This is a genomic window from Streptomyces sp. NPDC046939, assembly GCF_040644575.1.
Lineage (GTDB): Bacteria > Actinomycetota > Actinomycetes > Streptomycetales > Streptomycetaceae > Streptomyces.
The window spans coordinates 264,300-279,290 of record NZ_JBEYWV010000005.1 but is presented as its reverse complement, the minus strand read 5'-3'; the positions used below and the strand labels follow the sequence as shown (position 1 = coordinate 279,290).

11 protein-coding genes are annotated in these 14,991 nt (G+C 69.2%); 5 read left to right on the top strand and 6 right to left on the bottom strand.

From position 1 onward, the window contains the following. Window positions 1-85: 85 nt before the first annotated feature. The 3 genes from ABZ877_RS08270 to ABZ877_RS08260 form a co-directional block, all read right to left on the bottom strand. Window positions 86-1,714 carry a hypothetical protein gene (locus tag ABZ877_RS08270; RefSeq protein WP_361066323.1) on the bottom strand — a complete coding sequence of 543 codons (1,629 nt, stop codon included), beginning with the start codon at window positions 1,712-1,714 and terminating at the stop codon, window positions 86-88. A 999-nt stretch (window positions 1,715-2,713) separates the two neighbouring features. Next, on the bottom strand, window positions 2,714-5,914 hold the full coding sequence (locus ABZ877_RS08265; protein WP_361066320.1) for a lantibiotic dehydratase: 3,201 nt from the start codon (window positions 5,912-5,914) through the stop codon (window positions 2,714-2,716). Further along, complete coding sequence (locus tag ABZ877_RS08260; protein ID WP_361066318.1) at window positions 5,911-7,131, bottom strand: lanthionine synthetase C family protein; 1,221 nt, start codon at window positions 7,129-7,131, stop codon at window positions 5,911-5,913. Before ABZ877_RS08260 ends, ABZ877_RS08265 begins: the two co-directional genes overlap by 4 nt. Before the next feature lie 1,631 nt (window positions 7,132-8,762). On the opposite strand from ABZ877_RS08260, the gene ABZ877_RS08255 reads away from it, so the two are divergent. The 3 genes from ABZ877_RS08255 to ABZ877_RS08245 all read left to right on the top strand — a co-directional run bounded on the left by ABZ877_RS08255 (window position 8,763) and on the right by ABZ877_RS08245 (window position 9,508). Continuing rightward, window positions 8,763-9,008 carry a hypothetical protein gene (locus ABZ877_RS08255; protein ID WP_361066315.1) on the top strand — a complete coding sequence of 82 codons (246 nt, stop codon included), beginning with the start codon at window positions 8,763-8,765 and terminating at the stop codon, window positions 9,006-9,008. A 232-nt stretch (window positions 9,009-9,240) separates the two neighbouring features. Then, window positions 9,241-9,396 carry a hypothetical protein gene (locus ABZ877_RS08250; protein ID WP_361066312.1) on the top strand — a complete coding sequence of 52 codons (156 nt, stop codon included), beginning with the start codon at window positions 9,241-9,243 and terminating at the stop codon, window positions 9,394-9,396. Next, window positions 9,335-9,508, top strand: coding sequence for a hypothetical protein (locus ABZ877_RS08245; protein WP_361066397.1), 174 nt, complete (start codon window positions 9,335-9,337; stop codon window positions 9,506-9,508). The genes ABZ877_RS08250 and ABZ877_RS08245 overlap by 62 nt, the downstream gene beginning before the upstream one ends. 90 nt (window positions 9,509-9,598) lie before the next feature. Here ABZ877_RS08245 and ABZ877_RS08240 read toward each other — a convergent pair whose 3' ends face one another. Both ABZ877_RS08240 and ABZ877_RS08235 read right to left on the bottom strand, forming a co-directional pair. Further along, window positions 9,599-10,528, bottom strand: coding sequence for an SDR family NAD(P)-dependent oxidoreductase (locus ABZ877_RS08240; RefSeq protein ID WP_361066309.1), 930 nt, complete (start codon window positions 10,526-10,528; stop codon window positions 9,599-9,601). Between the two features lie 186 nt (window positions 10,529-10,714). After that, entirely contained in the window at window positions 10,715-11,602 is an 888-nt protein-coding gene (locus tag ABZ877_RS08235) for an SDR family NAD(P)-dependent oxidoreductase (RefSeq protein WP_361066306.1), read from the bottom strand. A gap of 72 nt (window positions 11,603-11,674) precedes the next feature. On the opposite strand from ABZ877_RS08235, the gene ABZ877_RS08230 reads away from it, so the two are divergent. Both ABZ877_RS08230 and ABZ877_RS08225 read left to right on the top strand, forming a co-directional pair. Further along, window positions 11,675-12,589 carry a LysR family transcriptional regulator gene (locus ABZ877_RS08230; RefSeq protein ID WP_361066303.1) on the top strand — a complete coding sequence of 305 codons (915 nt, stop codon included), beginning with the start codon at window positions 11,675-11,677 and terminating at the stop codon, window positions 12,587-12,589. 185 nt (window positions 12,590-12,774) lie between these two features. Continuing rightward, complete coding sequence (locus ABZ877_RS08225) at window positions 12,775-13,695, top strand: aminoglycoside phosphotransferase family protein (RefSeq protein ID WP_361066300.1); 921 nt, start codon at window positions 12,775-12,777, stop codon at window positions 13,693-13,695. A gap of 328 nt (window positions 13,696-14,023) precedes the next feature. Here the strand turns inward: ABZ877_RS08225 and ABZ877_RS08220 are convergent, their stop codons facing one another. Continuing rightward, window positions 14,024-14,911, bottom strand: a complete 888-nt coding sequence (locus tag ABZ877_RS08220; protein WP_361066298.1) for a helix-turn-helix transcriptional regulator — start codon at window positions 14,909-14,911, stop codon at window positions 14,024-14,026. Between the last annotated feature and the right edge of the window lie 80 nt (window positions 14,912-14,991).

The window sequence follows — 14,991 nt, the reverse complement described above, 5'->3', positions numbered from 1 at the left end:
GGGAGGGAGCTGTGAAGGGGCCACGGGACAGGACCACGCTCGGCGAGCATCGCGCCGCCCCTCGGCGCCCCTGCCGTGGGCACGCTCAGCCGGGCATCGGCAGCGCCTGCGTGGCGAGGGCGTACGCGCTCAGCCGCTCCCAGCCGTTCGACGCGTACCAGGCGCGGTCGAAGCCGGTCAACGGCCGCACGGGCAGCGTGGCGTTCTGCACGCCGTCCGCGAGAGTGCGCCACAGTTCGTCGACGAGGGAGCAGTGGCGTACGGCCTCGCGCATCTGGTGCAGGGTGTAGGCCGGGCCTTCCATGCGGACCAGGCGGATGTCGTAGCACCCTCGGTAGCCGTGGCCGAAGACGGTGAAGGGCGGATGCCACACCTGGGCTCCGGGAGCGCGGATGGAGTAGCGCACTCGGGACGCGGTGTGACCGCCGTGGCGGTGGTCGGCGTGTGCGGCGATGTCGGGTACTTGCGGCGGGAAGAAGTAGTGCCGGCTCTCGGGTATGGCCTCACGGTCGAACTCACCGGGGGCGAAGTGCCAGCGGTTGTACATCATGCGCTGGGCGGCACGCCACAGAATGGGGCCGGTGGCATCCCCGGCCTCGGCCATGCGGGTGGTGTGGGGCAGGCAGCAGCAGACGAAATCGCCTTTCTTGAGCGTCAGCGTGCCCTCGGGGCCACCGGGCCGGACGCCGCGCAGCCGGTTGAGATCACGGACCGAGCTGCTCATCCCGTAGTCGGAGTCGGTGGCGCGGACGGCGGAGAGCACGATGGCGGCGAGGAGTTCCCCCACAGCGCCGTGCCCGGGCCCATGCCCATTGCCCGCGCTCGTCCGGGCGTCGAGGAGGCTGGCCGCGACCGCCATGCAGTGCAGGTCCGCTCGTGCCCGGCCGGTGGGCTCGATCCCCAACTCGACCTCGCCGTGACGGGCGATCAGGTCAGGCAGGGCCTGCGGGTCGCGGGGCAGCGGAAAGTGCTCCAGATACTCGTTCTTGGCGAAGGTCAAGCCGTTGATGCGGCGGTAGCGCATGAAGGGCGACTGCCGGTCGACCTCGCCCTGGAGGGTACGGACCTCCGCCGCCAGCTCCGGCAGAGGCAGCGCGCGGGGGCTGTGCGGAGGGCGGCCGAGCGCGGCGCTGTACTGCGCGTGGCGCTCCAGCAGGAACCCGCGCAACCCGGTGACGGACAGCTGCGCCCCGTTGAACTCCTCGAACCGGACCGACCTGCCGCTGCTGAACAGGCAGTGCGCCCAGACCACGAAGAGCCGGTCGGCCCTGGCCCAGGTGTGCGGCGGGCGTCGCCGCAGGTCCGCGATACGGCCCTCGCGCGTCAGGGTGTTGCTGCCGGCATCGGACTTCGAGAAGACCTCGCGCTCGACGAACACGTAGACCGTCTCGACGCGTTCCACCCAGTCGGCGAGCTGGATCAGCCGGCGGTCCAGCTCGCCCCGCTCCTGCCAGCCGCTGAGGATGGCGTCGACCTCGGCGAACTCGGCGGCCTCCCGCGCCTGCGCGGACCGGGTCTCCTCGTCGGCCATGTCGAGGACCTCCGGCGGCACGCGCATCCAGCCCAGCGTTTCTTCCGCGTCGGGTCCCGGCACCTCACCGGGCCTCCAGAAGGAGACGCCGAAGAGCGCCGAGCGCGTCACCGCTATGAGGCCGGTGCCACGGGCCGGGCCCACACCGACTTCGACGTCGGTCCGGCCGAGCACGTGCTGCACGAGCCGCGACTCCCAGAGCGTCAGCCTCCGGCAAGCGCGCCCGAAGGGGATACGACCTTGGCACGTGAGCTCGCTGAGCAGCCAGCTCGATGCTTCCTGCGCTCGCAAGACGGCAGCCTCCCATCCTGACGCGAGCATGAGGTCTTACCGTTCGGCGTGGGGGCTTCACCGGTGCCGAAGAATTTGTGAGAACTCGTTGCATGATGCGATGGAGACAGCACTCATGGTGGCGATGGCCTCCCACGGCGTATACGCATTTTTCGGCCGTCCGCCCTGGGGTGCCCCGGTGGTGATGTCGATCGCGGCGAAGGCGACGCGAGAGGGGCTCCGCCGACGGGGACGGGCGTCGGGCGTGTGGTTGGCGGGGTGGGGCGCGGGGCGTGGGCCATGTCGTCGATGCTGTGGATGCTGAGGCTGAGGATCGGTTCGTCGTGGTTGATGTCTCATGAGTGAACCACCTCAACGTGAACCCGTTCGCTGAGCGTTTGGAGCCGGGGCACCACGGCCACCGGCCTCCCCGGCTGGCGCCCATGCACCGCGCTACCCGGGGCGCTGGGCCGCTTGCGCGCCGCGTCGGGGCCTTCTCGCTGTCACTGCTGTCCGGTTCGGTCAGCTCTTGGCCGTGCCCTGTCGCGCATTCACTCGATCGTTGTCGCGCCGTCGTGCGCCATGGACACGGACACGTTCTGGAAACTCGTCGGCCTCAACGACCACTCCCCAGCCCCCGTCTCCGAACTCCCCATGCGGCACCCTGCCCACGCCCGACGCCCACGCGCGCAGACCGCTCAACGTACTGGATGTCTTCCGCTCCTTCTACTTCGACACCGCTCTCTCCTCCCGCCCCGCCGCCCTACCTACGCTGCTCGCCGTCGCCCGTCCCGGACACACTCAAGGCCGTCAACCGATCCCACGCCGAAGCGCTCTTTCCCCGTCTGGCCGCCGCTCCCCCACGCCGTCCCCGACCCAACCGGCCTCGGTGCGCGTCGCAGGTGCGACAGGTCAAGCCGGCCTTTGCTGAGCCCCGTTTCGGGCTCGTGTCGCTGATTTGCTCGGCAGAGGCGCGTGGCGAAGGCTGTCGTGGGTGCGCAGCAGGAGACCGAGCGCGAGCTCCTCCGCACTGTGACCGCCGCCGCGGATCCGATTGGCATGCAGATGAACCGCGGAACCGTACAGTTGCTCCGGAGGCAGCCACAAGTCGTCTGTCTGCCACAACATGCGCATTTTCTTCGCCGGCGGTCCCGTCTCGGCTCGGCGGAGCTTGAGGATGTCACTCACGCGATCGCCTACGGGGCGGTTCGCGAGGGCGGTCCCGTCTCCGATGAGGTCGCGCAGCAGTTCCTTGCGCCGACGGAACTCCTCTCCGCTCGGTCTGCGAGTAGCCACCCGGCCTCGGTACCAGGCCAGGCGTTGCTCGGCGGTGAGACCGAAGCCGGTCAGGAGGTCGTCGATACTCCGTACCATCAGCGTCAGACGATCCGCGGGTGACCGCCCGTCGCGCTCCAGATGCAGGAGATCCGCCACAGCTCGGCTGTCCGCCATGAAGATCTCTTCCATGACCGCGGTGCCCTGCGGACCGCCGAATCGCTCGACTTCGCGTTCGTAGGTGTCGAGCACGAGACGGGTGCACATGCCGTCGCCGATCATGTCTTGGGCCCAGGTCAGCAAGGCTGGAAGAAGCACGCCGATGAGTCGGTCCGGTGCCCCGCGGAACCGTAGGCGCAGGTGTGGTTCCGGGTCGCTGTACCGGATGAAGAACCAGCCGTCCGCCAGACCGGCCCCGATCGTCCCCTCGGTGAAGGCACGCATCGGACCGCTGATCAGTTCCTCCTCGAGGGAGGGCGGCACGTACAGCTTCGCGTAGAGCCATTCACTGCCCGGTGGCCGCAGCTTGAGAGACGGGTGGACCCTGGGGGGCGGCTTGGTTCTGCGCATGGTGTGGCTGACGTCGGTCGGTGCGTGTGTCCGGGGAGGACTGGTGCGCACGAGCGGAACGACCAGTTCGCCGGCGAACCGGCCGCCAGGACCGGGGAGCCATGCTTGGTCCGGCCCGGGAAGCGCTTCTTGCAGCAGCGGACGGAAGGTTCTGGCCGAGCCGCGGACCTCGGTACGCAACTCTTCCACGTGCAGAGGGTCGTCCAAGTCGAGAAGAAGACGATTGTCTCCGACAGACAGGAACACGTGACGGGGTACGTCCCACGCCACGCGCCAGCGAGCCAGAGCGTCGCGGAACTTCTCCTGGTGCTCAGCCGGCAGAGCCTCGGCGGATTCCGCCGCCGGCATCCGCCATTGCGCGAGAGCGAGGACGATGCGACCGACCTGCACTCTGGGCAGGAAAGGAAACTCGCTTGCCGGGCCCCAATCGAACCCGGCGAGCTGGATGCAGCCTTCCCTCGACAGATCGTCGAGGAAGCGTACGAGATCGGAACCCTGCCGCGCCGTCAGCATGTGCCCGGCGCACGGCAGCACACTGGCTCCGGTGCGCGCCCAGCGGAGTACCAGACGGTTGCCGTTCACTCCGACGACCAGTTCGTCGACGGGGATGCGGGCATCAGGGGCCACACCTGGGGTGGTGTCCAGTGTGATCTCGTGGGTGCGTACCGCCGGGCGGACAGCGACGTTGGCCGACCTTGCGTGCGCGGGGAGGTAGACGACCTCGGCGAGCAGGTCGTGCGGCACGACGGCCTCTTCGGCACGTGCCGTGTCCCTGAGTGCGGTCAGTCCGTCCTCGGCCAGAAGGTGTCCGAACCGACCCAGATTCCGTCCAGCGGCTGAGCCCCCCAGGTTCGGGCCCACTACGACAAGGTAGTCACCTGTATCGACGGCTGCGGAGGAATCGGCGGCCACCAGCAGCGACAGGTCGAGGGACGGCGGCAGCGCCGACTCGTACTCCTTCCTCGTGGCGAGGGCCTCCACGTGCCGTTCGTGCAGTTCGACGGCCCGGCGCCGCTGGTGCAGGGCTTCGAGGGCCAGGTCGAGCAAGGCACGACTCCGTTGCGGGGTGAGCGACGTGAGGGGCGTGCGGTGATGGCCGGGTGGCCCGAGGCCGTACTCGCGGTCGAGGAGTTCGAGAAGCGGAACCTCTCGATGGGACCCGTAGCGTGCCTCGAACGATTGCCGGTACGCATGGAGTCCGGGTGATCCGGGCTCCGCGGGGTTCAGGCGCAGCAGCAGCTCAGCCGCTTGAGCCGCATCGTGCGCGAGCCGCCTCGAGACCTTTGCGGTGTGTAGTCGTAGCGCTGAGTCGACTTGCAGGGGAGGCCGCTTGCGGTGGGTCGGCTTCGGTGCGAGTGCGGCGGTCTCGTGTCCGAGCGCCCGGTACTGAGCAGCGTTCGCGTGCGGGTCGGCGTCCCAGGCGTCCGCACCCGCGAGCACATGGTCGAGCGCCTCGCGCTGCGCCAGGGCCGCGGGCACCCGGGCGAGCTGGTCGCTGACCCAGCGCGCAGGATCCGGAACGGTGAGAGGCGGCCGTAGCTCCGTCAGCAGAAAGGTCTGCCGCCAGAGGTCGTGCAGCAGTTGTGCTGCCCTGGCCTCACCAGCCTCCGCCGAACCCGAGCACTGTGTCAGGTGGGCCACCAGTTGCGCGAACGACACCGGCGTGCGGGCAGCGTCCAGTGCCGCTCGCACCATGCGCGTAGCACGTACGGACACGCTCCCGCCTTCTTGTCCCCCGGCACCGCGTGCTTGTTCGCTCAGGAAGACTCGCCCCGCTCGGACGAACGCGGTCGGGTTCGCATACCAGCGGAGCTGTTCGCGCACCTCCTCACGCGCTTCCAGCGTGTGGACCAGGTCGAGCAGCAGCCCCATGTCCGGTCGGGTCCGCGTCCTGCGTGGAGCGTCGGCGAGCGCCACCGTCGTCTCGTCCCCCCAGGTCGTGAGGCCCACACCCGCGAACAGGCCGTAGGGCGTGGGCCGGGCGCACATGCGAATGGCGTACCTGAGGAGTTTGCCCCGCAGCCGCCGTGCCGCACGGTCCGAGGAAGGCGTCCGCCGCAGAGCATCGTAAAGATCTTCGCTGCCGACGGCCAAGGCCCGCCTCACCCTCGCGTCGTCGGGGAGCAACGACCGACCCGATGGATTCCTTGCACGCCAATCAGGGTCGGATGAAGGATGCGCAAGGGTGGGACAGGACTCCACGGGGAAGAGCGGGGCGCGTAGAACCGCCCAGCCAAGTGCGCGGTAATGCAGCCGGTCGGAGGTCATGACAGCAGGAACAGCCGGTCCCACACCGGCTCCCGATCGGTGGCAGCTGCCAGCAAGGTGAGCGCCACGCCGGCGGCGCCGTCCAGCACGGCCGGCTGATCAACCTGTCGGCCGTCCGGCTCGATGTTCGCGAAGCCCAGAGGGCGGGCGGGGTCGTACGAAGCGATCAGCTGATCGACCAGCGCGACGGATGCGGCGCGGAAGATGTCGAGTTCGGTGTCGTGGGCGAATCGGAGAGTGATGTGCAGCAGACCGGCGACACCGTGGCAGAAGGTCGGGGAATCGATGCGGCGTTCCCCCGGCGTTCGCCGGTGCACAGCGGTGAGCGCTCGTACCGATAAGTCGCACAATGCGTGATCGCCCAGTGCCTGCCCGGCCAGCCACAGCGCGCGGGCCACTCCCGGGGCCCCGTAACACCAGGCGGCGCGGCCTCCTTCGAGCATGCCTGGCACAGCGGGCCTTCCGTTCGCGGACAACGGTACGACCGTCGGCCAGTTCGGCCCCCGAGCGTCGTCGAACCGGTGATCTGCCAGCCATTGGGCGGTTGCCGCGACCGCGCGGGAGATGCCTTCGACTTCGACATGCCGCGTCAGTGCCAGAGCCAGAACGGCAAGGGGCCCAGGAATACCGTGAGCCAAGCCGCAATTGAGTGTTCCGTCGGGATACCGGCGCGCCAGTGATGCGTCGCCAGTCGCCCAAGCGGGGGTGTACCAGCGTGGCGGAACCGCAGACTTCCCGGTGTCAGAAAGCGTACAGAGCGCCCCGACTGTGCGGCGGAGTACTACGTCAGCGTCAGAACCGGACTGACGACGTGACAACCAGTGGCCGGCGATACCGGACAGTCCCGAGATGGCATCGAACGCGGAGACGGACATCCCGGGTGACGCGGCCGCGACCCGGTCCGCCAGTGCGACGGTCGCCGGTAGCAGCGCGTTCTCGCAGGTCATAAGAAGCTGTCGGTAGCGTTCTCCCGTACGGGAGAGAAGCCATACGGCCGAGGCGAGCCCGGCCAGTCCACTGGACAATCCGGCAGGTAGTGGGCCTGCTCGTGCCGCGCCGCTCGCCGCTGCGGCGAGGTAGGCGTGCGCCACCTTGTCCCATCCCTCTTCGGGGAAGCACAAGTCGAGGTATCCGTGAAACACTGCCAGACCGGCATCTCCCTGAGCAATTCCCCAGGGTTCCCAGCGCATCGCATCGGGGAATCCGGTTTGCCGCATCGCAACATCGTGCGCGGCCCGTGCCACTTCGGGGTTACTCAAACGGACAGCGACGGTCCTGGCAATGGATGTCGCACGGGCGGCCCTTGGCGGATCAAGCACGGATGTCCATGGCTTGACGGTGCCTCGATACAGTTGCTGCGCCTTGGATGTCATGGCATCAACAGCGAGGGCCGCAGGTGAAGACATGCGGATTGCAGGTATCGCATGTGACGCACGTACGTCCCTCGCAGTCGGTACGGCAGGTCTCACAGGTCGCTTGGCCGCAAAGCGTCTGACAGGTATGGCAAGTTGCCTGGTCGCAATCTGTACGGCAGGTACAGGTTCCGCACTGCGTGGCACACGTCTGACACGTGTCCTGATTGCACTGTGTCCGGCAGGTCTCGCAGGTGGCTTGACCGCAGTCGGTGCGACACGTCGCACATGACATGCGCGTCTCGCAGATGTCGATACAAGTGCGGCCACGGCAGAGAGTGATCTGTACGGTGTCCCCACATTGGCACGTGACGTCCGTTACGCATGGATCGAACCGAGACGGTCCCGGGCACTCGGCTTCCCAGGTCTGCGGCTCGGTAAGCGCTGACGGCATCCGCGCCGCCGACAGCCTGACGTCGAGATCGAACTCATCGACACCGACGGGTCGGACCGTGCGAGTCCGGACATAGTCCACGCGTGCGTTCGAGCGCAGGTACACGCGTGTCGCCCTGAGCCCGACGAACGGCCTCCGCTCCGCAGGTACGTCCTCCATCGTCAGCACGTCTTCCGAGCGGAACTCCGCATAGAAGTCCAGCTCACGCGCGAAATAGATCCGGCGCTTACCGGCGTGCTCGCTGTCACCCAGAAGACCGGCCAAGTGCAGCAGTCGTTCCGGAACCGCGTCGGGACGTGGTCTGACCCACTGAACGAAGGGATCTTGCGGCCGTTCCTCTGTACGAGGAGTTTGCTCCCCCGCCCGAGATTGTCCTTCGGTGGCGTCGCCGTCGTTGCTGTCGTCAGCGTTCTGATCACTTGTCCGATCGGGCGGATCAACCATGGCGCCCTGCTTTCAGATGTCGACTCATGCGGTGGCGCCAGCGCCGCGGCGCCACCGAACGACGCGCTCAGCGTGGCAGCAGGCAAGGGTTCAGTCACTACGTCGTTCACCGCAATTCCTCACACCCGCGATGATGCGCGCTTCCGATAGTCGCTCTGACACCAAGGAGCGAAATGTGCGCCTTCGGGGACACACCGCACTCTTGAACCGTCTCAAGGCCCTCCGGCCACATCTGCGAAGTGCTTCGTCATCAGCTCCGGCAGCCCCCGATGGGCGTTGCGCAAAGCCGCCGAGTTCGAGCCAACTTGTTTGGCGGCATGCGGACTTGAACATCGAATGGACGAGGCCGACGCGCGCGGTGACGCGCCTGTCGACTGTCTCAACAACCTGATTCCCCGCAGGACTGTAGGTCTTACCCTGTGGCGAGAGCCGAGCGAGGCTTACGCTCTCGGCCTGAAAAAGCCTGCTCCGCATCTCAAAGGGAGCCGAGGCTCTTGTTACGAGTTCGCCCGGCTCAGATGCTGTTCGCGCGTACCGGTCGCCCTGGCGTCGGTGCGCGACTTCCCCTGTCGAGACCTGGGACGGAGAGGGGACAGGAATGGAACACGACGCAGAAGAGCTGGACGGCAAAGTGCAGGACATCGTGCGGCTCATCCGGGAGATCCGTGACGAAGATGTCTGGCGTAGCCTCCGGGAGTCGTGGCGGCGTCCGGGCTGGACGACCCCCGCAGAATCGATATTCGTAGCCAGTCAACTCGACGCGCTCAGGGACTCGCTGAGGGTGATACGGCAACAACAGGAGGGCCTGCTTGACGGCTGTCGCGCGGTGGGCGAGAAGAGCTGAGCCCGTCCAGGGCGGCGGTGGCCGCCAGCAGCTGTTACGACGGTGGCACGTCGGCGAGTAGGGCCGGTGTGGTCATGCCCCGACTACGCAGCAGCTCTTGTGGACGCGGCTTGCTGCGAGGATGCCTGCGGTCTCGCGCGGCAAAGCGCGTGCGTTGGCGCCCGAGCGTCGCGCCGAAGCGGCAATGGGGCCGGCGGCGCAGGCGCCTGCAAGGACGGCGAGGCTCACGACAGTGAGCGGGCGGAGTGCTCGCCGGACTGCCGCCCTGGAGGCGCTGCGCGCCTGGACGCTCGACCTGACCGGGGCCATGGTCGTCACCGGCAGCACTGGGCTCCTCGACGCCCAGCAAGGAGAGCGGGAGCATCCGCGCGGACGCGGACCCCGGTGACGTTCTCCAGCTCACCGGCGCGCTCTGGCGTGCCGCCGCCGTCCCCGAGGACCGTGCTCCCCGCATGCTCGCGCTCGTCCTGGACGGACTGAGCGCACAGCCGGAGTGCTGAGGACGGCTTGGGAGGCAGTGAGGATCGGCTGGGACCGGACCACTACCGCGTGTTGAGGGTGGCGGGCGGCCGTGTCCGGTAGAGGTGTGCTCAGCGGGCCTGTGCGAGGAGGTCCCGCGACAGGTCCCACAGGCGGGCGGCGTTGTCCGGGTCGACGGCGTAGCGGGCGACGCCGTGCAAGGTGCCGGTGCGGCGGTCGACGACATCGCTCTCGTTGCAGTCGACGAAGTAGCGGCCGCCCACGCCGTCGAGGAGCGGTGAGGCGGCGAGCAGGACGGAGGTCGCCGCTCCCTGCTCGACCGTCTTGATCAGATGGTCGGGGACCAGCCCGCTGCCTCGGCCGGAGGTGTGCCGCTGCAGGTTGGTGTGGATGGCTCCGGGCATGCACGCGTTGACGGTGATGTTGTCCCCGGCCCAGCGGCGGGTCGCTTCGACAGCGAAGAGGACGTTCGCGGTCTTGGACTGGCCGTAGGCGAGCCACGGATCGTAGGGGCGGAAGGCGAAGTGCACGTCGTCCCACACGATCGGGGAACGCTGGTGACCGGAGGAACTCACCGCGACCACACGGGCGCTGCCTGCGGCGGCCAGCGCCCGGTGCAGCCCGGTGGCGAGAGCGAAGTGACCCAGGTGGTTGGTGGCGAACTGCCACTCCCAGCCCTGCTCGGTGTACCTCTCGGGGCAGGCCATGACGCCCGCGTTGTTGACCAGGATGTGGAGCGGGCCGCGCCAGGCTGCGGTGAAGGCGGTGACAGAAGCGGGATCGGACAGGTCCAGGTGCGCCACGTGCACCTCGTGACGTCCGGTCGAGGCGGTGATTTCCTTGGCGACGCGTTCGCCGGAGGCGACGTCCCGTACGGCGAGGGTGACCTCCGCGCCGGTGGCGGCCAAGGCCCGGGCCGTCTCGGCGCCGAGCCCCGAGGAGGCACCGGTGACCACTGCGCGGCTGCCGGTGAGGTCGACGCCCTGCGTCACCTCGTCCGTCGTGCTGGAGAAACCGAAGGGGGTGGTGAGGGGGCTCATGGACGAACTCCTTGATGTGCTGCGTACTTCGAACAAGCCATGTTTTCGAGCCGGCCAATCCTTCGAGACGGCCAATCCTTCGAGTTGGCCATGCCTTCGAGCCGGCCATGTCTGCAGGCCATGTGTGCAGGCCAGCGCGACGGCTCGGCGTGTTCAGGTTTTTCTGGGGGCAGGAGGGTCAGGTAGTCAGGGGGTGAGCATCTGGTCCTGTTCCACCGGGGGTGTGCCGTCGTGCCAGGGCAGGACCTTGCCGAACCGGACCAGCTCGCCGTACAGGGCGGGATCCACGGGCTCCGCGAAGACCAGGTCGAGTACGGCCTCGGCGGCTCGGGCGGGCGTCTGGGCCCGGCTGTAGTCACTGAACCAGGGCCGCGAGGTGTCCGTGTCGACCATGCCCGGGCACACGGCCGCCACCAGGATGCCGTCGGCGAGGTCGCGCGCACGGCGCTCGGCGGCGACGGCGCGGACTGCGGCGACCTGAGCCACCTTGGACGGCACGTTCAGCCAGAGCGGCCAGCCCGCCTCCTGCGCCGTCCCGCTGTGGACGGCGCTGCGCCAGGACTCCACGGCGTACTCGACCTGGTCGAGGCTCGCACCGTCGAAGAGGTGGTGCAGCCGGGTATCGAGATGGCCCAACGTGCCCAGGCTGCTGGCCACGACCAGGAGCCGGCCGCCCGGGCGCAGGACGGGGCCCATGGAGCGCAGGACGGCGTGGGTGGCGGTGTTGGAGACGTCGATGAACTCATCGGCCCGCTCGGCCTGGGACTCCTCGGGCAGTACGCGGGCGACCGCGTTGGACACGACGATGTCGACTCCGCCGTGACGCCGCTGGAGCTCCGCGGCGAGACGGGCGATGGCATCGGTGTCGGTGACGTCCAGGACGCGGCCCTCGACCTGGGCACGAGTGCCGGGCAACCGGCCGACCTCGCGGGCGGCCTCCCCCACCCGTTGCGGGTTGCGGCCGGTGAGCAGGACGAGATCGTCCTCGTTCATGCGGGCTGCCAGTCCCTCGGCCAGGGCGCGGCCGAGCCCCTGGTTGGCGCCGGTTATCAGAGCGATGCGGGAAGCGGTCATGCCTGCCACGTTAAGAACGCCGCGTGCCATGCGTCCAACGAAAGTTCGGAACGTATGGTATGCGTGATCGTCATGAACTTCGAGGACGTCTCCCTCACCGCGCTGCGCGTCTTCCGCGCCGTCGCCGAGCACCGGACCTTCACCGCGGCCGCCTCCTCACTGGGCTACACCCAGTCCGCCGTGTCCCGGCAGGTAGCGGCGATCGAACGGGCCGCGGGCACACAACTGCTGCAACGCCGACGCGAAGGAGTACGGCTCACCGCGGCCGGCCGCACCGTCCTGCGCCACGCGGCGGTCGTACTCGACGAGATCGAGGCGATCGCCAGGGAGCTGTCCGGCCTGCCCGCGGCGGCCGGTACCGTCCGACTGGGATGGATCCCCACCGCAGGTGCGGTCCTCCTCCCCCGGGCCCTCACCGAGCTCAGCCGCACCGACCCCGGCCTGCGCGTCGTCAGCCGCGAGGGCACCACCCCCGTCCTGGTACGCGCCCTGCGCGCGGGCAGCCTGGACCTGGTCCTGCTCGGCTCGGCGCCCCCCTTCCGCCCGCCGGACACCGAGACACCCCCGCTCGTGGTGGAGACACTTACCGAACGGGCCCTGCACGTGGCGGTACCCGTCGGCCATCCGCTCGCCCGCGCCGACTTCATCGACGTGGCCGACCTCCGGGCACAGCGCTGGATCGCCGGTCCTTCCTCCGGCGAGGACCGTCTGATGGGCGTATGGCCGGGTCTGGACGAACGACCCGAGATCACCCACACCGCCCGGGACTGGTGCGCCAAGCTTCACCTCGTGGCCGCCGGTGCGGGGCTGACCACCGTGCCTGCCGCCCTGGCCCCGGCCGCGCCTGAAGGCGTCCGCATCCTCCCCGTACGCGGCGGCCCTCAGGAACAACGGCGACTGCTCCTGGCCAGTCTCGGCCGCCGTCGCACGCAGTCCGTCAACCGCGTAGCGGCCGCCCTCCGCGCCGCCGCCCTCGCTGTCACCTGACAGCGTCCACGGGACGCGGCCGGGCAAGCGACGCGGTTCCCGAAGGCGGGGTTGCCAGCATGGGCGAAGCCCGCAACGCGCCCGAACCCGCATCAGGGGTAGCGGTGGCGCCATTCCACCACCGAGGCCACCCCCAGCCAGCAAATCAGTTGAGCCGCAGACGCAGCCACAGCGACAATGCCACGATGCCCACCATCACCCCCGACGGTCGCGCGGGCATCACCGCCGACCTCGTACGACGCCTGGTCGACCGGCAGTTCCCGCAATGGTCCGGGTTGCCGGTGACCCCCGTACCCGTCGACGGATGGGACAACCGGACCTACCGTCTGGGCGACACGATGACGGCCCGGCTGCCCACCGCAGCCGGATATGTCCCGGCCGTCGCAAAGGAGCACCGGTGGCTGCCGCGCCTGGCCCCGCACCTGCCCGTCGCGATCCCGCCGGTCCTGGCCGAGGGAGAACCCGGTGAGGGCTATCCGTACCCGTGGTCGGTGCGAGGCTGGCTGCCGGGCGAAACCGCGCTCCCCCACCGCGTCGAGGACCTCGCCGGATTCGCCGTGGCGGTGGGTGAATTCCTCGTGGCCCTGCAACGATGCGATGCCACCGGCGGCCCTCTCGCCGGCGCCCACAGCTTCTACCGCGGCACATCTCCCGCCTACTACGACGAAGAGACCCGGCGCTGCCTGGAACTGCTCAAGGCCCGCACCGACCGGTTCGACATCGGCCTCGCGGAGGAGGTCTGGGCAGCAGCGCTCGCGACCACCTGGGAGAAGGACCCGGTGTGGTTCCACGGCGACGTCGGTTCGGGCAACCTGCTCGTCACCGACGGCCAGTTGACCGCGGCGATCGACTTCGGCACCTGCGGCATCGGCGACCCCGCCTGCGACCTCGTCATCGCCTGGCACATGTTCTCCGGCGCCGCCCGACAGGCGTTCCGCGACACCGTCGCCCAGGACGACGGCACCTGGGCGCGGGCCCGCGGCTGGGCCCTGTGGAAGGCAGCCTTGGTGCTCAGCGAATGCATCGACACCGACCCGGAGAAGGCCGCCGACCACGCACGGGTGATCGACGAAGTCCTCGCGGACCACCGCCGGACGACCACCTGACAGCAGCCACCCGGCCCGGCGACGTCAGCCAGGGCTGAGGTCCGGTGTAGGTAAGGCAGATGCCTTCGTTGACGCCTGAGGCCGAGACCGCGGGCAGTACGGGTGGTTGCCGACGCACATAGCTGTCATGCAACTGGCTCAGCAACCCTTCAACGCCGCGGTCGGTCAGGGGGCGCGTTTCCGATGCCGACCGGTTCGAGCACATCAACGACAGCCTCGGACGCGCGACGGACGACGCCGTCCCCGCGGCGTTACCAAGCGCGTGGGGCAACAGCCCCGGACCTCACTCCGGGGTTTCAGCCAGGCCGGGGGCCGGAACGCCGTCAGCTTAGGTGTTCCCGGCGGTGGGTGGGCGTTGATGCGTTACTCGTGGACTGACCTGAGTCTTCACGTCGGCGCGCGCGTCAGCGCGGTCCGCGCCCAGGCCCGCGAGCAGGCGCAGGCCGTCCTCGGCGGGGCTGTCGGGGGCCGCGGACAGCACCAGCAGTTCCATGCCGGACTCGTCCGGTAGCACGAAGCTCTCCTGGTGCAGTTCCAGCAGTCCGACCAGCGGGTGCTGGAACGCCTTGCGTCCATGGGTGCGGGCACACACGTCCGCGCGCGCCCAGAGGCGACGGAAACGCTCGCTGCCCATCGCCAGCTCACCGATGAGCGAGGCCAGCTGGGGGTCATCGGGATACTTGCCGGCGGCGAGGCGCAGGTGCCCGACCACGTCGAGGGTGCAGTTCTCCCAATCCGCGTAGAAGCCGCGCTCTGCCTCCTCGAGGAAGATGTGCCGGACGCTGTTCAGTCCCGCCAGAGGCCGGCCGTAGAGGAGCTCGGCGAGGCGATTGCCGGCGAGCACGTTCATGCGGTGGTCCATGATCATGGCGGGTGCGTCGGTGACCAGGTGGAGGACGCGCAGCAACTCCGGCCGGACCCGCCCGCCCGGCACCTTCGCGCGGCGGCGGCGCTGCCGGGCGAGCCGGGAGAGGTGCCCGCGTTCGGTCTCGTCGAGGCCGAGGACACGGGCCAGCGCGTCGAGGACCTGCTCGGAGGGCTGGGTCGCGCGGCCCTGCTCCAGGCGCACGTAGTAGTCGACGCTGACCCCTGACAGGTGCGCGACCTCTTCGCGACGCAGCCCTTCGACGCGGCGGCGGCTGTCGGTGGGAATACCGACGGCCGCCGGGTCGACCCGGGAGCGCCGGGTCCGCAGGAAGCTCGCAAGGTCGTCCATGCCTCCCAGTATGGCCTTGCCGGTGCCCGTGAAGGTGGTCCTGCCGTTACCAGGAAGTCCGGTCCGACGGAAGAGGCGCC